This window comes from Nostoc sp. NMS8 (assembly GCF_017115045.1).
Classification (GTDB): Bacteria; Cyanobacteriota; Cyanobacteriia; order Cyanobacteriales; family Nostocaceae; genus Nostoc.
In genome coordinates this window covers 1-17,174 of the sequence record NZ_JABXKK010000055.1, presented here as the reverse complement: position 1 = coordinate 17,174, position 17,174 = coordinate 1, and the positions used below count along the sequence as shown (strand labels likewise).

13 protein-coding genes and 1 pseudogene are annotated in these 17,174 nt (G+C 42.8%); 4 read left to right on the top strand and 10 right to left on the bottom strand.

Annotation, left to right across the window (positions count from 1 at the left end):
- Positions 1–279 precede the first annotated feature (279 nt).
- Positions 280–2,193: a transketolase C-terminal domain-containing protein gene (locus tag HWQ39_RS10440; RefSeq protein WP_292843942.1), complete on the bottom strand. Its 1,914-nt coding sequence runs from the start codon at positions 2,191–2,193 to the stop codon at positions 280–282.
- Between the two features lie 361 nt (positions 2,194–2,554).
- Here HWQ39_RS10440 and HWQ39_RS10435 point away from each other — a divergent pair, with 361 nt between their 5' ends.
- Positions 2,555–3,319, top strand: coding sequence for a DeoR/GlpR family DNA-binding transcription regulator (locus tag HWQ39_RS10435; protein ID WP_292843940.1), 765 nt, complete (start codon positions 2,555–2,557; stop codon positions 3,317–3,319).
- 130 nt (positions 3,320–3,449) lie between these two features.
- Here the strand turns inward: HWQ39_RS10435 and HWQ39_RS10430 are convergent, their stop codons facing one another.
- From HWQ39_RS10430 to HWQ39_RS10405, 6 genes are all read right to left on the bottom strand, one after another.
- Positions 3,450–4,496, bottom strand: coding sequence for an ABC transporter substrate-binding protein (locus tag HWQ39_RS10430; protein WP_292843938.1), 1,047 nt, complete (start codon positions 4,494–4,496; stop codon positions 3,450–3,452).
- A gap of 27 nt (positions 4,497–4,523) precedes the next feature.
- The gene (locus HWQ39_RS10425) at positions 4,524–5,117 is read right to left on the bottom strand and encodes an HD domain-containing protein (RefSeq protein ID WP_292843936.1); all 594 of its coding nucleotides are present in this window, start codon (positions 5,115–5,117) and stop codon (positions 4,524–4,526) included.
- 119 nt (positions 5,118–5,236) lie between these two features.
- The gene (locus HWQ39_RS10420; protein WP_179066036.1) at positions 5,237–6,226 is read right to left on the bottom strand and encodes an aldo/keto reductase; all 990 of its coding nucleotides are present in this window, start codon (positions 6,224–6,226) and stop codon (positions 5,237–5,239) included.
- Between the two features lie 84 nt (positions 6,227–6,310).
- Complete coding sequence (locus HWQ39_RS10415; protein WP_292843933.1) at positions 6,311–7,297, bottom strand: aldo/keto reductase; 987 nt, start codon at positions 7,295–7,297, stop codon at positions 6,311–6,313.
- A 126-nt stretch (positions 7,298–7,423) separates the two neighbouring features.
- On the bottom strand, positions 7,424–8,416 hold the full coding sequence (locus HWQ39_RS10410) for an aldo/keto reductase (protein WP_292843931.1): 993 nt from the start codon (positions 8,414–8,416) through the stop codon (positions 7,424–7,426).
- Complete coding sequence (locus tag HWQ39_RS10405; RefSeq protein WP_292843929.1) at positions 8,413–9,810, bottom strand: tetratricopeptide repeat protein; 1,398 nt, start codon at positions 9,808–9,810, stop codon at positions 8,413–8,415. The genes HWQ39_RS10410 and HWQ39_RS10405 overlap by 4 nt, the downstream gene beginning before the upstream one ends.
- Positions 9,811–10,211: 401 nt before the next feature.
- Here HWQ39_RS10405 and HWQ39_RS10400 point away from each other — a divergent pair.
- Positions 10,212–10,406: pseudogene (locus HWQ39_RS10400) on the top strand (hypothetical protein); the annotation flags it as partial.
- A 130-nt stretch (positions 10,407–10,536) separates the two neighbouring features.
- On the opposite strand, the gene rpiA reads toward HWQ39_RS10400, so the two are convergent.
- Positions 10,537–11,244: a ribose-5-phosphate isomerase RpiA gene (gene rpiA, locus HWQ39_RS10395; protein WP_292843927.1), complete on the bottom strand. Its 708-nt coding sequence runs from the start codon at positions 11,242–11,244 to the stop codon at positions 10,537–10,539.
- 178 nt (positions 11,245–11,422) lie between these two features.
- Between rpiA and HWQ39_RS10390 the strand changes: the two genes are divergently transcribed.
- Entirely contained in the window at positions 11,423–11,902 is a 480-nt protein-coding gene (locus HWQ39_RS10390) for a hypothetical protein (RefSeq protein ID WP_292843925.1), read from the top strand.
- A 143-nt stretch (positions 11,903–12,045) separates the two neighbouring features.
- A complete protein-coding gene (locus tag HWQ39_RS10385; protein ID WP_292843944.1) occupies positions 12,046–12,720 on the top strand; it encodes an S-layer homology domain-containing protein in 675 nt (224 codons plus the stop codon).
- Between the two features lie 30 nt (positions 12,721–12,750).
- On the opposite strand, the gene HWQ39_RS10380 is transcribed toward HWQ39_RS10385, so the two are convergent.
- A complete protein-coding gene (locus tag HWQ39_RS10380; protein WP_292843924.1) occupies positions 12,751–13,947 on the bottom strand; it encodes a hypothetical protein in 1,197 nt (398 codons plus the stop codon).
- Positions 13,948–14,273: 326 nt separating this feature from the next.
- Positions 14,274–16,067: a DVUA0089 family protein gene (locus HWQ39_RS10375; protein ID WP_292843923.1), complete on the bottom strand. Its 1,794-nt coding sequence runs from the start codon at positions 16,065–16,067 to the stop codon at positions 14,274–14,276.
- Positions 16,068–17,174: the final 1,107 nt, after the last annotated feature.

Below are 17,174 nucleotides of genomic sequence, written 5' to 3'. Positions count from 1 at the left end.
TGGCGATATTTAGTCATCTTCAGATGACTTTAGCTATGAGACGGGAATTTCAATTTCCGGCGGACAAGCGGTTTCACGTTAAGTTGACACGTATGAGCATTGCTGTGCCCTTACGACAGATGTGGTTCAAATACATGATGAAAACTGCTGTAATGATGCGTAAATTAGACTAATTCTCCAAAATGAAACTAGGGAGGCTTTAAGCGTCAGATGCGCTACCCGCCTCCATACCCATGTTTTCCGTCTCAACTGCTGAGTTTGTATTTGCGGAATGTCAAATTATTTCACTAAATCCTTCACCTTATTGATAATGCTCACTGGATCAATGCCTTGGTGCAAAAATTGTTCCCATAAACCGCCACAACCTTCTTTATGAGTACCAAGATAAGCATACTTGGGAGTAAACCCACGCTCTAATAGCCAGCTACCGAAACGGCTACCCAATCCGGTTCGACGGTTAAAGGATTCCACTACCAGTACAAAAGGAGCATTACCGATTTTCACCATCATCTCTTCGTCAATAACGTTTAGGGTTGGTTTATTAATCAAACCTACGTCTAGCCCTTCTTGCTGGAGACGCTCAACAGCATCAAGGGCACGATATAAAGCTTCACCAAAGCTGATGATGTAGCCTTGGGTTCCTTCTCGAATTACCTCATCTTTGCCAGAGACAAATTTATAGTCGCTACCAAAAAAGTCATGGCCATTTTTGTCAAGAATGTTAGGTACTTTAGAACGGGTAGAAAAAATAAACCGCAGTCCCGGATCAAAGAACACAGCTTCTACACAAGCTTTCATTTGATTAGCATCAGATGGAAAGTAAAGACGTGTTTCGTAGCCATCATCTAAACCATTGTCAGCGAACATATTGTTCAAACCGAAGTGGCAGGTATTATCTGCCATATCATCGATACCTGCATGAGAAAAGTGACAAAGTACATTAGAGTAGTTCAACCGCGCCATCGTAATCTCTGAGATACACATTTCCAAGAAGGCGCTAAAGGTTGCGAAAATACCTTGCTTTCCTGCCTCCATCCCAAATCCGGCAGCAGCAGAAAAGTTAGCCCGTTCCATGATGCCAGAGGAGATAAAAATTTCAGGGTAGACATCGTGAATCTTCTTGAGACCACAAGAGCCTTCAAGATCGCTATCGATGACTCTGACTTTTTGCTTGCGTTCTGCTTCACTGATGCGACTTAAGACAGAAACTACCGCATCACCGAACACATTGCGGTTAGCATCCCATTTATTACTAGAGCCAAGAAAAGTGTAGGTTTGTTTTGGTTTCTGAATACTTTTGAGGTATTTGACAGCAGCAGTTTGTTGGCGTAATTCTAGATATTGAATTGCTAACTCTACGGAAATCACATCATGACCGTGAGTCGAACCTTCTAACCCTTTAATACCAGGACACATGGGGCGTTTATTGATGATGGCAACTGGCCCAGGAGTTGTTACAGCTTCGCAAATACGACGGTATAAGTCGTCTAAGTCTTCTCCATCTCCTTCGAGTATCTTCAATCCATGCCCTTCTAAGGTTTTAGCAACAGTAAAACCGGGTAAATATTTTGAAGGATGTCCGGCGATTGTCACGTCATTATCATCAATGATTAGCTTCACATTAAGATATTGAGCGACAGCCAAGCGGGCAGCTTCCGCGTCATTACCTTCCTGCTGGGAACCATCAGAACCAAGACAGAAAACGATCTTACCTGGATTGGCGATCGCTACGCCATTGACGTAGGGCCATACATGTCCTAGTCGTCCAGAGCTAAATTTTACACCAGGAGTTAGCCCTAATTCCGGGTGTCCTGGTAAGCTGGAGTGGGCTTCACGATAGTGTGGAAGTTGCTCGCTTGGTAAGTCACCGTGCAAGGCTGCCATCAAATACTGAGTTGCAACTCGATGTCCGGCTTCATCAAAGAAAATTGGCACAAATTGATCCGACACTGCCCGAAACAAGGCATCAAGTATGACCACCTCTGGTACTGTGTCATAAGGCCCTCCAGTGTGGCCACCCACCCCTCTAGCCGCTCCGGTGGCTGTAAAAAAGACGATCGCATCACGGCAGAGTTGAATATTTGTTTTTAGACTCTCTCGTTCCTCCACTGTAAGAGTTGTCTTGGATGGGTTAAGAACCAGAGGCTTGTAAGCACTCAAATCAATAGGAAATTGAATCTTTGTAACAGTCATGTCGTTTCGCTCCGAATTCAAAATTCAAAATTATTGATCCCCATAAATAAATGGTGTTGCTGAATCGAGGTATGAATTTGGATGTAGAGACGTTGCATTGCAACGTCTCTACAAGGATTTTGAAATAACGCAAAATTATTTTTCATACCGCAATCAGCAATCCCAAATAAATTTAGGGGTTTGTATCCTTTTCGTTTTCGGTCATTGAAAATGCAGCTAAGATTGTTAAATCCCGCTTGCGTGAATATGCTTGAATTTATTTAAAGACAATCAGAAATATGCAGAAACCTGCATGTCTATGAGTATAAACTCACAAACGTGCAATTTCAAGATCAAATATGCAACTTCAGGAAAATCAACTATGCTAACTGCGGAGCGCCGACAATTCATCTTGGAAATTCTGCGACGTGACAAGAAGGTACTATCGTCGGAACTCAGCGCTGTTCTAAAGGTTTCTGAGGATACAATTCGTCGGGATCTGCGAGAACTAGCTGAATCTAGTCTTTTGCAGCGCGTTCATGGGGGGGCACTTCTGGTTTCTCCAGCTGTTGCTAGTTACGCCGATCGCCAAAAGCAAGCACCGAAAGAAAAAGAAGCGATCGCTCGTGCAGCTGCCAAATTAGTTTGTACAGGGCAGGTGGTGATTTTAGATGGAGGCACAACAACACTCCAAGTAGCCCGTCATTTGCCCTTGGATTTGCAAGCGACAATTGTCACCAATAGTCCTCCCATTGCGATCGCTTTGGCAGAACATCCTCATATTGAAGTTGTCATGTTGGGTGGACAACTCTACAAAAAAGCCTTGGTAAACGTTGGTGCTACTACAGTTGAAGCATTACGAATGATTCGTGCAGATTTGTGCATGTTGGGGGTGTGTAGTCTGCATCCAGAATTTGGGATTAGTGTAGCGAACTTGGATGAAGCCCATGTCAAACGAGCGATGATTGCTGGAGCCGCGGAAGTAGTTGGATTAGCCACAGAGGAGAAGTTAGACACTGCTGCACCTTATGTTGTGCAGTCGATTCATGCACTAACTTATCTTGTAACTGCACCGACTGTATCCGATCGGCTGCTAACTTCTTACAAAGCTTTAGGTTTGACGATCATTCGTGACGAGTCGGCTTGAGGAGGCAGGGGGCAGGGGAGGCAGGGGAGGCAGGGGAGGCAAAACTCTTCCCCTGCTCAAGAACAGCTTGCCTCAACCAAGAAACTCCAAAACCTACGTAGTATTGAGAGCCGACCTACTTACTATGGTGTCATTTTGTCCAGATACTTTGGTCGGTGATGGAACGCACTTCGATTTGTACAGGCAAGATTTGGTCTTTGTAGGAACGATCAGCCACGGTTTGTAGTGCGCGGATATCGTTATCGCTTACTGGGCGCAGTTCTCGTGCGGAGCGCTGGGTAATGGATTTTGAGGTATTTAGTGGTAAGCGTGACAGTTTCGCGTAAACCTGAGCATAGCCATCTGGATTCGCGATCGCCCAGTCGCTAGCTTTGTTCAGCCGCTTTAAAAAATCAGCGATCGCCGCCCGCTTACCAGGATCGGCTAGGGCCTTGTCGCTTGCGGTAATTAACGATAATCCACTGTTGATACCCTGACCGTCACGCAGCACCCGCCCGCCATTTTGTTGCGCTACATAAAAGTAGGGATCGAAGGTCGCCCACACTTCGATATTCTTGGATGAGAAGGCCGCAGATGCATCAGTTGGTAGCACAAATTTGACCGTTACATCAGTGCGTTTCAAACCAACCTCTTCAAGGGCACCATAAAGCTGGTACTGCGAAACACTGCCCCGCGCTGAGGATACTACTACAGTCTTACCCTTCAGGTCAGCCACGCCTTTAATGGGAGAATCGGCATGAACGATGATGCCAAGTCCTTCGCCCTTACCAACCCTGGTTGCAAGGATCTTAAGCGGCGTTTTACCTACGGCTGCGGCCAGAACAGGAAGATCGCCGGCAGGCGCGGTATCGACTGCACCCACACGCAGCGCTTCAAATAAAGGTGCAGCACCTTGGAAGCTTGCCCATTTGTATTTATACGGCACACCTTCAAGTGCATTGGCGGCTTCCACAAGCGCCCGCGTACCACCAACTTGATCGCCCAGCACGACGGTAACTTGTGAAAGATCAACATTATTTGTCGCTTTTTGCGAACTGGCTAGCTGCCCACATCCATAGAGTCCTAGCAAGGGGAGAAATGCAACCGACAGGATGAGTACCTTATTGATATCGTTGAATCGCATCATGTGTAAGTGGAGAGTGAGGAAAAGATCAGTTTTATGCTTGGCGGTGTACAAAGTTCATCGAGACTATTTTCTGCGTCGTTAAGATTCCTGTTTTGTATGCTGCCCCCAAGGTTCACGAGCGAAGATCCGACGTACCATCGGCTCAAAGAAAGTCAGGGAAAGAGTATCATAGTTTGGATCAAATGATTCTTGATCCCACTTATGGCAGAATTCAGCAGTGGGGTCAAAGTAAAGATGACCTCGGAACTTTTCTCTAGCATGGCGATCGCGTCCTGTATGATGCCAGAAATAATAGCCTTGGAAAATCCCATGATGTTCAATTATCCAATGGGTAGATGGACTCACATAAGGTTTGAGGATGGTTGCTGCTAGCTCTGCGTGATTTACAGGTGCTAATAAATCACCAATATCATGCAGTAATGCAGCCACCACAACTTCTTCTTGTGCCTCATCCCGAAAAGCACGTGTTGCCGTTTGTAGCGAATGCTGATAGCGATCGATCAAATTTCCTGGATAACTCTCTTGTAAGGCAACTAAAAGTGTTAGGGCGCGATCGGCAACCTGATTTAACAAAGGCTTAGAGTGTTCCCGTAACAAAAGATAATCCTCTTTTGTTCCGTCTGCCATTCGTGTATAACTGGCAATAGGTCTTTTTGTAGATGAGTCTGACATTACATACTCCCGATGTAAATCTCAAAATTCTCTGTTTATCTAAACATGAGTTATTCTTTCAATACCTTTGCCAATTTACAAGTATTGGCATCTCCCCAGTCCCTAGTCCCCACTCCCTACTACGCTGGGTACTGATGCCCAATGATGGGATGAGTTTGATAAGGCTCTTCAAGAAATTTGCGCTCTTCATCAGAAAGTTTCAAATCTACAGCCTCAACTGCATCTTTGAGATGTTCTATCTTGCTTGCACCAACAATCGGAGATGTCACACCTGGTTGATGTAATACCCAAGCCAAAGCAATTTGTGTTGGTTTCACACCGCGTTTTTGCGCTAATTCGACGACGCGATCGACTACTTGAAAATCAGAATCTCGATAGTAGCGACTATGACCCAATTCGTCGGTTTTTGCTCTTATTGTCTCACCATAGCCTTCCTTAGTGCGATTCCCAGCCAAAAAGCCTCGCGCTAAAGGACTCCAGGGAATAATCCCAATTCCTTGGTCTAAAGACAGAGGTATTATTTCTCTTTCTTCTTCTCGATAAACCAAGTTGTAATGGTTTTGGATAGAGACAAAGCGAGTCCAGCCGTGTTTGTCAGCAGTGTAAAGAGCTTTAACAAACTGCCATGCGTAAACACTTGAGATTCCCAAGTAGCGAACTTTACCTGATTTGACTACATCATGGAGTGCTTCTAAGGTTTCTTCAATTGGTGTTTCATAATCCCAACGGTGAATCTGGTACAAATCTACGTAATCTGTTTGTAGCCGCCGTAAGGAAGCGTCAATGCTATCAAAAATATGTTTTCGAGATAGTCCTCGGTCATTGGGACCATCACCGACTTTATTGTAGACTTTGGTAGCAATTACAACTTGATCTCTTTTCGCAAAGTCTTTTAGTGCCCGACCCAAGATTTCTTCGCTTACACCCAATGAGTATGTGTCAGCAGTGTCAAAGAAATTAATTCCCAATTCCAAAGCCAGTTTAATAAATGGGCGACTTTCTTCTTCTTCTAATACCCATTCATGCCATTTGCGAGAGCCAAAGGTCATAGCACCTAAAGCTAGGCGCGATACTTTCAGTCCAGTTTTGCCGAGATTTACGTATGTCATAATTTTTTAGGGATTAAGTATTGGGTATTGGTCATTGGGTATTGGGCATGGGGCATTGGGCATTTGACTGGTTCCCAGTCCCTACTACGCTGGGTACTGATGCCCAATGATGGGATGAGGTTGATAAAGCTCTTCTAGGAATTTGCGCTCTTCATCAGAAAGTTTCAAATCCACAGCTTCAACTGCTTCTTTAAAATGCTCTATCTTAGTTGCCCCAACAATTGGGGCTGTCAATCCTGGTTGATGCAATAGCCAAGCTAGGGCAATTTGCGCTGGTTTCACACCGCGTTTTTGGGCTAACTCAGCGACGCGAGCAACTATTTGAAAATCTGACTCTTGATACTGGCGGTTTCCCTCTGAATCTTCGACTTTAGACCGTACTGTTTGACCACCTTCTTGAGTGCGATTTCCTGCCAAAAATCCTCGTGCTAGGGGACTCCAGGGAATAATTCCAATGCCTTGGTCTAGAGATAAAGGTATAATTTCACGTTCTTCTTCGCGGTAAATCAAGTTGTAGTGGTTTTGGATAGAAACAAAGCGAGTCCAACCGTGTATATCAGCCGTGTAAAGAGCTTTAGCAAATTGCCAAGCATAAACACTAGAGATTCCCAAATAACGCACTTTACCTGATTTAACTACGTCATCAAGTGCTTCTAGAGTTTCCTCAATTGGTGTTTCATAATCCCAACGGTGAATCTGGTACAAATCTACGTAATCTGTTTGTAGCCGCCGTAAGGAAGCATCTATGCCATCAAAAATATGTTTGCGAGATAGTCCTCTGTCATTAGGGCCTTCACCAGCTTTACCGAAGACTTTTGTCGCAATTACAACTTGATCTCTTTTGGCAAAGTCTTTGAGTGCCCGTCCTAAAATTTCTTCACTGATGCCTTGTGAATAAACATCAGCTGTGTCAAAGAAGTTAATTCCCAATTCCAAAGCCAGTTTGATAAAGGGGCGGCTTTCTTCTTCTTCTAATGTCCATTCTCGTAGTTTACGAGAACCAAAGCTCATCGTACCAAGGGCAATACGTGATACTTTTAATCCACTTTTTCCAAGATTTATGTATGTCATAAGTTTTTAGGGGTTGGGGATTGGGGATTGGGTACTGGGTACTGGGGATTAAGGATTGGGGATTGGGTATTAATTAGTTATTTCTTCCCCTGCTCTTCTTCCCCAGTCACCAGTACCCAATCCCTGCTACGCTGGGTACTGATGTCCTAAGATGGGATGTGGTGTGTAAGGTTCTTCCAGGAATTTACGCTCTTCATCGGAAAGCTGCAAATCTACAGCCTCAACTGCTTCTTTGAGATGCTCTATTTTGCTAGCACCAACTATCGGAGCGGTTACGCCTGGTTGATGCAATAGCCAAGCTAGGGCAATTTGTGTTGGTTTGACGCCGCGTTTTTGAGCTAATTCGACGACGCGATCGACTATTTGAAAATCTGAATCTTGATAGTAGAGATTGTGGGCGAATTCGTCGGTTTTTGCGCGCACGGTTTGACCATAGTCTTGTTTACTACGATTTCCAGCGAGGAAACCACGCGCTAAGGGACTCCAAGGAATGATCCCAATTCCTTGATCTAGAGATAAAGGTATAATCTCTCTCTCTTCTTCTCGATAAACTAAGTTGTAGTGATTTTGGATCGATACAAAGCGAGTCCAACCGTGTATGTCAGCCGTGTAAAGGGCTTTGGCAAATTGCCATGCGTAAACACTTGAGATTCCTAAGTAACGAACTTTACCTGATTTGACTACATCATGTAGCGCTTCTAAGGTTTCCTCTATGGGCGTTTCGTAGTCCCAACGGTGAATTTGGTACAAATCGACGTAATCTGTTTGTAAGCGCCGTAATGAGGCATCTATGCCATCAAAAATATGCTTACGAGATAGCCCGCGATCGTTGGGGCTATCACCAATTTTATTGTAGACTTTGGTAGCAATAACTACTTGATCTCTTTTGGCAAAATCTTTGAGCGCCCGTCCCAGAATTTCTTCACTGGCACCTAATGAGTAAACATCGGCGGTGTCAAAGAAGTTTATCCCCAATTCCAAAGCTAGTTTAATAAAGGGGCGACTTTCTTCTTCTTCTAGTACCCATTCTCGCCATTTCCGAGAACCATAAGTCATAGTACCCAGAGTTAAGCGTGATACTTTTAATCCACTTTTTCCAAGGTTTACGTATGTCGTCATACTGTTTGCTCTACTTTTTGATAACGTTGTGATAGTTCTAATGCAACTTGAGCAGCTTGATGTGCTTCATCAGTGCGTCCTAGCTGGCTGTAGGTATTAGCTAATTCCCGTTGAATCACGGGAATGTTGCCACGAGCGGCATTGCGCTTTTCTAGTACATTCAAGGTTTTGTGATATTGCCGATCGCGAATCAGTGCGTCAAGATAAATTTGCTCAAATAAATCTCGTTGAGCATGAGATCCGCCGGTGGAGTATAAATTGGGTAATACTGGCTCTAATTCAGCGATCGCATTTTCCCAATCCCCACGAGCATGAGCAATCATCCCCCTAGCCGCTGGTACTCCTACTTCTATCCAAGTTGGCCGCGCATAGGGTAAGACGTTCTCTCCATGAGTTTGCATACTCTCTAACATCTCTGCGGCCCAATCTTCTTTACCACCCCGTACCAAGGCATAGATATATTGTAAATCCAAAAAGGCCAGGGTATGCTCGTGGATTCGTGGTTGTAGGTAAGCAGCAAGTTCTTGCCAGCGGGAACCAACATCTACACCGCGTAACTCTAGCCGTAGCAACAAGGCGATCGCATTAACCTGCTCCCGTCCATTGTCTTTTTTGGCACGTCCCCAGATGCGCGTGTCATATATCTCTAGTACTTTGGCAAAATTCTCAATATCCAGGTAGTAAAGGGATGTGTGCCACCAAAGATGTCCATAAAAAGCCGAGCTACCATATTCCCAAGTGTCGCTAAGACTTTCCATTAAACTAATTCCTTCTTCTAAGCGTCCTTGAGTTTCTAATACATGAGCAACGGCGTGGTGTGCCCAACGGTTATCTCGTTTCAGAGCGATCGCTTGTCGCCCATGTTCTTCTGCTTCTGCTAAACGATGGCACTCTTCTAGCCCAAAGGCCAGCATCCCGTACATATAAGGGTTGTCACGATTGGCGGCGAAAACTTTTTCTGCAATCAGTAACATTCCCTGACTGTTACCGGAATTTCGATAGTGGTATTGGGCTAGATGGACTGAGGCTAAATCGCGGGGAAAGGCAATGGCAATCGCTTCATGATGAGCGATCGCTTGAGCAATGTCTCGATTTGCCCATGCTTCAATTGCCGCAACGTAAAGTTTTTCGCGATCGTTCGCTCTTTTTAGATAAGATTTCGCCAGATTGAGATAGGATTTGGTCTTGGTTAAGGCAACAGAGCCACCAGCAAATAGATAAAAGGCGGCAACTTGAGCGTTGGCGATCGCACAAGTTGGATCTGCTTCAATTGCTTTGAGAATCACTTGGGCATCGTTACCAACACCCAATAATTGATCCACAAAGCCATTGATGGCATCTACTGCTGCTGATGAGTCGGTAGTAATTTCGAGTTCAGATGCATCTTTTACCATTGATTTTCCCAGAGCATTGCACAGCGACAAGCATGACTTTGCAAAAGCTAGGCTATAAACTACTGTATCTCAATAGGGTTACTGGGGTTAATAATAATTGGGATTAATTTTTTTTCAGAAGTTGAAAAAGAGGCAAAGGAGCGGGGAGGAAAGAGGGAGAGGGAGCAGGGAGCGGGGGGCAGGGGGAAGTTCTTCCTCTTATCTCCAAGGATTGTGCCCCAATTGCTCTTTTTTCCCCCTACCTCTGCCTCTTCGTTGACCCTGTGACAAATTTCGGGTCTACTGACAGCCTCTTATTTACTTGGTTTGAGCGGTTAAATTCTGCTTTGAACAGTACGGGAATTCCTCTACCAGTACCAGAAATATCCGAGCAAAGCCCAAGCCTTGTTCAGCTGACAATTTTAGAGCGGATGAAAGTGACGCGAATTGCGATCGCTCACCGTCTCAGTACAATTCGCAATGCCGCTCGCATCTATGTGCTTGAAGTGGGGCGGGTAGTGCAGCAAGGGAGATTTGAAGAATTGGCACATCAGGATGGGATCTTGGCTAAGTTGATGACAATTTTCTTGCTAATCATCTTGACAAATCGTGTTTGAAATGGAATGAATCAGCCCTGCCTTAAAAAGAGGGCTTTAGAAGTTCCCCCCTTTTTAAGAGGGCTAGGGGGGATCTAGGTTTCAGGCTTCAGTGCGTAAGTCTTAAAGCCAAAATCCAAAATCCAAAATTCTACAATTGCCGCACTAATGGCTGACCATCTTTGACTTCGCCAACTAAAACTAAATCGACACAGTTAACGAAGATACCATTTTCCAGAACGCCGGGAATGTTATTCAATGTCTTTTCTAGTCCGGCTGGATCTTCAATAGAGTTAAATCTGACATCTAAGACAAAGTTCCCTTGATCTGTAATCACTGGGCCAGCTTTTTTTACACCCATACGGAGTTCTGGTTTGCCACCGAGTTTTTTGATGGCGTTGGTGACAGGAGTAATTGCCATTGGAATCACTTCCACAGGCACAGCGAAACTAGAACCTAAATGGTCTACTAACTTACCACTATCTACAACGACGATGAACTGTTCAGCTAGGTAGTCTACGACTTTTTCGCGGGTATGTGCTGCACCACCGCCTTTAATCAAATTTTTCTGCGGATCGACTTCATCTGCCCCATCAATGGCAATATCGATGCGATCAATAGCATCTAAGGTGGCGAGAGGGATGCCGTATTGCTTTGCCAGCACTTCTGACTGAAACGAGGTAGGTATACCAATGATATCTTTGAGTTCGCCAGACTTGAGGCGATCGCCCAAAAACTGAATCGTATATGCTGTAGTTGACCCCGTACCCAACCCCACAATGGAACCCGACTTTACCAGGGCGGCGGCGGCTTTGCCAACTTCTTGCTTCATCAACGTTACGGGATCTGTTGTTGTCATTCCCAAAATTCCTGAAAAACTGACTATAGTCCATAGTAGTGGGCCGATAACGCCAAAAGATGAAAGCTAAAAAACAAGTTTTATTAGAAACTTACAAAAAACAAAACATCCTAATCCTAGTATCCGGAATTGAGGAGATGACTAATGTAAAATATAGTATATTAATATACTAGAAATAATGAAAAAGCCCCATAACACTGATTCTACTTTTGAGCAATTTTTGGCTGAGATTGCCCCAGAAGTGGCAAATACCTTCACAGTGGAGCAATTAGAAGCCATAAAAAGGGGTTTTAGCTCTCGTATTTGGACTCGTCATTCTTTAGACATAAGAGTTTCAGTGCCAATTCCCGGATTAAGGTTTTATCTGGTGTTGCTAGCAGGTTCAGAACGTCGTTCTAAAGTCCGTTTACGCTCTGAAAAAGGTTTATATCCTTTTTGGACTCCTGCCAATATCTTGTTCATCATCGGATTTTTAATCGTTCTATCGGCTTGTAGCTACACGATCTTTTCTTTTGTATTGTCTTCGTTTACTCCCATATCTAGCCGGTATTACCCTACTTCAATTCCTTGGATTTACGATAAATCAGAATGTGAACACACCAGTAGAATCTGGCGTGATGGAAAGTGCTGGGATTATGAACACAGTCCTAATTTTTAAAGCCACGTAGCTACCTACGCAACATTGACCAGTCGAAATTCGTCACCAACTGAGTTACAGGTTATTAGGAACACCAAATTTTGCGTTAACCTCTGTAACGTAGTTTTTTAAATTCAAGTTAGCAGCTAAAAGTGGTTATTATGATGCGTCAGCTTTCAATTACTCTATCTTTAGTGGCACTACTACAAAACTTGCCAGCAATTGCTCAAGTACCAGAATCTACTTCTGGAATCTCATCTGATTCTATTCAACAGGTAACTGCTGCCAAATGGATGACAAACTTTCCCGATGGCAAATTTTATCCAGAAAGGTTACTGAGTAGAGCAGAATTAGCCTCAATTATGGTGAAAGCATTTCGGCTAGATAAAAGAGAAGCTGTTAATAAAGAAAATTTAGTAATTCCAGATGTTCCTCGTTCTTATTGGGCATTTAATGATATACAGACAGTCTTAAAAACTGACATCATGAAAGGCTATCGGGGCAATGAATTCTTCCCTAACCAAAAGGTAACAAGAGCAGAAGCTCTGGCTATTTTCGCCCAAGCTTATGGTGTATTTCAGTTTCCCGATGAGGCTGTGAATGAAATTCTGGCTTCACATCCAGATGAAAAATCTATCCCAGTTTGGGCTAGAAAAGCGATCGCTACTGTAGCTACTGAGGGATTTCTGAACACAGATGCTCAAAGCAATATTTCCCCATTAAAACCTGTGACTCGTGGCGATATGGCTTATGTATTGAGTAAATATTTGCAACGACAACAGCGACAACCCGAAACACCAGAGGTTCCGGTGATTCCAAATAGCCCACAATCACCCTAGCTAGACTTTTTCTAGCCGATGTACTTCAAATCAGTTTTGACCAGGACTTCTATACTTGTCTCGAATCTGACGAAGATATAAGGAATTAGACTGTGTTGGTTGCTGTTGCACATAATTCCCATAATTAGATTGTGCTGGTTGCGTCGGTTGTTGCAATCCATTATTACCGTATCCGAAAGGGTTTGTGGGTGTGACAACACTTTGACTCGGACTCTGGCTAGAGTAAGGTGCAATATTACTTGGTGCGATCGAGGTGACTGGGGGTGTCACTGGTGCTACATTAGGCACTACTTGACCGTTATTTAAATTAGTGTAGGGATTTTGCGGTAAGTTCGTACCCGTAGTTAACCCATTATTAGGCAATACCTGACCGTTATTTAAATTAGTGTAAGGATTTTGCGGCAAGTTTGTACCCGTTGATTTGTAGTTTGTCCCAGGGGTTAAGCCAGTACTTGGTAGAGAATTCTGATTCGGTAAGCTGTTGATGGGTGGCATTAGCGTTGTTGCTGGGTCAGAGACTCCGTTCAACGCATTTGTCTGAATTGGAGTGGTACTATTGAAACTAGATAATTTCTGGTTTGTTGATGGGTTGAGTGCTGCTTGCAGAGGATTGATTGAGAGAGAATTTTGATTCTTGTTAGTTTGATTAGTCAATCCAACATCCAGGCTAGAGGATGTTTGTTCTCCCCCTGTTGGTTCAGACGCCCCATTTAAGGTTTTAAGACCGAGAAATTGATTACCACTATCAACTATCCCAGTACGCAATAAATTTTCTGTTTGTACAACAAAGGGATTTTTCACGGCTGGGGAGGTGTCACCATTGACGCCTAAAGTAGGATTTACTTTGGTATCACCAGCAGAATTTTGTTTTTTAATTACATCGTCTAAGAAGCCTTTGCTGTTTTTGTCTTTAGCCTTTTCTTTAGGCGTATTTGTCGTTAATGAGAGAGCTGCTTCTTCAAAGTCGTTAAACAAAACTGGCAGGTTATCAATATCTGCTGCGATCGCTTTATTTTCCTCTGACAGGGAGGAATCAACAGGTTCTTGGGAAGTGACTTCGTTTTTTTGGTTATAAACGAAAATATCTGGATTTGACCAGTATTCCCAGGTTACTAGCCCAACTACAGATAAAACAATTGCAGTTACCCAAAAACCAGGTCGCCCTAGATTCCATAACCTGGCTCTGAGATAGCGTAAGTAGGCGGGAGGATAATGACGATTTGGCATGGGATTGGTAATTGAAATTTACTATAAATTGGTAAAAGTTTGACGGAAGAATTGTTGCTGTTTGATTTTTTTTACTTATCTCAGCAGGAAATACCTCAGCTAAAGTTCGGCTATGATTTCATGCTAACTTCTCAAGAAATTATTAGTCATAAGCAAGTCAAAAATTTATTATTTACTTTTTTGAACTAAACCGTTTAGTTCAAAAATTGTGATGATTCCACAAATTATCCGCCTACTAAAATACGTTCCCAGTCTTAAGGCTGGGAACGAGGCTAAACAAAACTTTGAGTTTAAATACTTAAAAGAGCTTTAAATTGACAACGTTATTATACAACGCTGACCCCTAATGTATAAGCAAAATCATTACTCGAAGTGCTACCAGAGAAAGTTCCGCCATCTTCAGGGAATAAAGCATATTTACTGACTGAAATGGAGTATGTACCTGCACTCAAGAAACTGCTAATTAATGACGAATTGCCACCGCCACTATCGTCGTCAGTTTGCAGTAAAGTTCCGAAATCGTCAAAAAGTCCGAGAACTGTATCTCCCGATGTCACTGTCCTGATAGCGACAGTTCCGGCATTTGCTAAAGAAAATGTAAAAAAGTCAGATGATGAGAAAGTTCCCCCTGGTTGAACTGTTGCTAGCTGGGCTGAAAGATTAACGTTTGAGCCAGATGATAAGGAACCTAACCCTTCAGCAGTAGCTAGTGTATTATTTGTAGCTTCCCCAGGATTTTCTTGCTCATAAAAAAGGAAGTCATCACTATCAAGTCTGACATTGTTTCTTCCCTGCAAAATACCTATGAGTTCATCTGGTTCTGATCCCGGTTTATCTACGAATACTCGTGTATTGCTGCCAACAACTTGCAGGCGGTAGTCCAGTGGAGTTCCTTTGAGTTCAATTCGATCTTGGCTAGAATCGAAGTCAGTAATAGTAGCAAAGTCTGCAAAACCAGAATTCGCACTGTTGTTATCGTCGTAGAAAACATTTATAGCGTCCCCCAGGATAAGTCTATCTATCCCAGCCCCGCCACTTAAGGTATCAGTTTCCCCTAATCCTGGTGGAAGTAGACTACCGGGAAAAACACCGATAAGGATATCGTTGCCAGATCCGCCATTGAGTATGTCATTGCCGGGCCCGCCTTGTAGGCTATCATTGCCGTCCTCACCATTGAGGATATCGTTGCCCAAATTCCCGTCTAGGGTGTCATTGCCTGCTCTTCCATTTAGAGTGTTGTTGAAACTATTACCGAAAAGGAAGTTATTAAGAGTGTTACCTGTTCCGTTGATGTTACTATTTCCCGTCAACCTCAGGTTCTCTAGATTGGCGCCTAATGTGTAGGTGACAGTAGAACGGACTGTATCTGTGCCTGAATTTGCAGCCTCTATAATAGTATCAAGAGTACTGTCTACGATGTAAGTGTCGTCACCTGCTCCCCCATTTAAGCTGTCAATACCCAAGCCGCCATCAATTGTGTCGTTGCCATTATTGCCGGATAATTTGTTATTTTGGTTGTCGCCAATAATGCTATCGTTCGCGTTTGTACCAATGACATTATCAAAGTTGACTACAGTAAATGGCAATGTTCCCAAACCAGGAACGTTATTGGCAGCTAAACTTTGATTTTGCAGGTTAACGGTGATAGAGACCCCAGACAAAGATTGTGATGCATCTATGGTGTTGTTGGCAACATTAGCATTGGCAACAATCTTTTCGACTTTAAAGAGTAGGTCTTGCCCCAATCCTCCGGCTTTTATAATAGTTCCAACACCTGACAAGGTAATGCTTTGACCTAGTTGACTGTAGTCTGCGGTATCAACACCATCTCCACCATCAAGGCTGTCGTTACCCTGACTGCCTTTGAAGATGTCATTGCCTGCACCACCTCTGAGTGTGTCGTTTTCTCTGCCACCATCAAGTATGTCATTGCCATCTCCACCACTTAAACTGTCGTTCCCCGTCCCACCTAGAAGAGAATCGTTACCAGCTAAACCATTTAAGATATCGTTGCCGGAGATGCTAGTAGCACTACCATTACTAGCCCAACCAACTATTGTGTCATTTCCCGAAGTCCCATTTTTCGTATCATTACCTGCTGTGCCGAAAATAATTGCCATGTTATTTATCCTGAATTTCTCACTAATAAGTAAGTTGAGCCTTAATCAAAGAACTATTCATCAGTTCAATGCAGATTACTTGCCATTTGCGTAATCTATATTTTGATTTTGCGAGTAATATCATGTCCATCCGATCGCTTACAATATGTCATTGCAAGGGGAAAGTTCACAGAGTGTCTCTACCAGAGGCTGCGCCAATGGGTACTCTTTTAGAGTACGCAATGACAAAATGACAACTAATCAGCCGGACATGATATAATTTCTGAACAAAAAATATCCAACTACTGATTGTATGTAGGCTGACCGAAAAGCCAGCTTTTGGTTGTAGACGAGCGAGACGCCTGCTTTCCAAAATTAGATAATTTATTGCCTGAAAATCATTGACTTGATTACGCAAATGACCAATTAATCAAGTAATTAGGTCAAATGTTTTGGTTTTTTATTCCAAATCTTTTGAACCAATCTGTCTGTAACTATTTAATTATCATGAAGTACAAGGTTACACAAACTTGTTTACCAAATCTTCAAAATTTTAATAAATACGATTCATAATACATTGATATATATATGTAATATGTAATTAAATATATTTTTCAAATTTACTGATTTTTTGGGTTAACGCTGCCAGTTTTTTATCTTAACGGGATATTGTCATTCAATTAGGTTTCAAGAAAAAATTTTTTTGTTAAAAATGATTATTTTTAATTAAAAAAAATACTTTTATATTAAGGAAATCAATTTTAATTTACATAAAATAAACTTATATATTATTTAGAAATCTTTTGTGCTGAATAACAAGCAAGCTTTACATAAAATTTATATACTTAACTAAGTTGGTACCATAAAACCAAACTGTGTTGAAAAAGTAAACAAGGCTCAAACCCTTTTTTGCGCTGCTCCCTGCCTGATGCCAACAATAATTTAGTTATTTGCGATCGCTTCTGAAAGTATCTGAGCATCAATCCAGGTTAGATTGATCGTAGGTAACAGTGTTGTATATAGCAAAAAATACGGTGATTCATCTTGCGTCTCTTAATCTCTGTATCTTATATCAATACTTCGGACAAAATTAAGCAGCAATAACGCCATAAGAGCGTAGGTTTTGAT

Excerpts from the sequence above, each read along its gene's own strand:
- HWQ39_RS10440 (WP_292843942.1), bottom strand. The coding sequence starts at position 2,193 with ATGACTGTTACAAAGATTCAATTTCCTATTGATTTGAGTGCTTACAAG.
- HWQ39_RS10435 (WP_292843940.1), top strand. The coding sequence starts at position 2,555 with ATGCTAACTGCGGAGCGCCGACAATTCATCTTGGAAATTCTGCGACGT.
- HWQ39_RS10425 (WP_292843936.1), bottom strand. The coding sequence starts at position 5,117 with ATGTCAGACTCATCTACAAAAAGACCTATTGCCAGTTATACACGAATG.
- HWQ39_RS10420 (WP_179066036.1), bottom strand. The coding sequence starts at position 6,226 with ATGACATACGTAAATCTCGGCAAAACTGGACTGAAAGTATCGCGCCTA.
- HWQ39_RS10415 (WP_292843933.1), bottom strand. The coding sequence starts at position 7,297 with ATGACATACATAAATCTTGGAAAAAGTGGATTAAAAGTATCACGTATT.
- HWQ39_RS10410 (WP_292843931.1), bottom strand. The coding sequence starts at position 8,416 with ATGACGACATACGTAAACCTTGGAAAAAGTGGATTAAAAGTATCACGC.
- HWQ39_RS10405 (WP_292843929.1), bottom strand. The coding sequence starts at position 9,810 with ATGGTAAAAGATGCATCTGAACTCGAAATTACTACCGACTCATCAGCA.
- rpiA (WP_292843927.1), bottom strand. The coding sequence starts at position 11,244 with ATGACAACAACAGATCCCGTAACGTTGATGAAGCAAGAAGTTGGCAAA.
- HWQ39_RS10390 (WP_292843925.1), top strand. The coding sequence starts at position 11,423 with ATGAAAAAGCCCCATAACACTGATTCTACTTTTGAGCAATTTTTGGCT.
- HWQ39_RS10385 (WP_292843944.1), top strand. The coding sequence starts at position 12,046 with ATGCGTCAGCTTTCAATTACTCTATCTTTAGTGGCACTACTACAAAAC.
- HWQ39_RS10380 (WP_292843924.1), bottom strand. The coding sequence starts at position 13,947 with ATGCCAAATCGTCATTATCCTCCCGCCTACTTACGCTATCTCAGAGCC.
- HWQ39_RS10375 (WP_292843923.1), bottom strand. The coding sequence starts at position 16,067 with ATGGCAATTATTTTCGGCACAGCAGGTAATGATACGAAAAATGGGACT.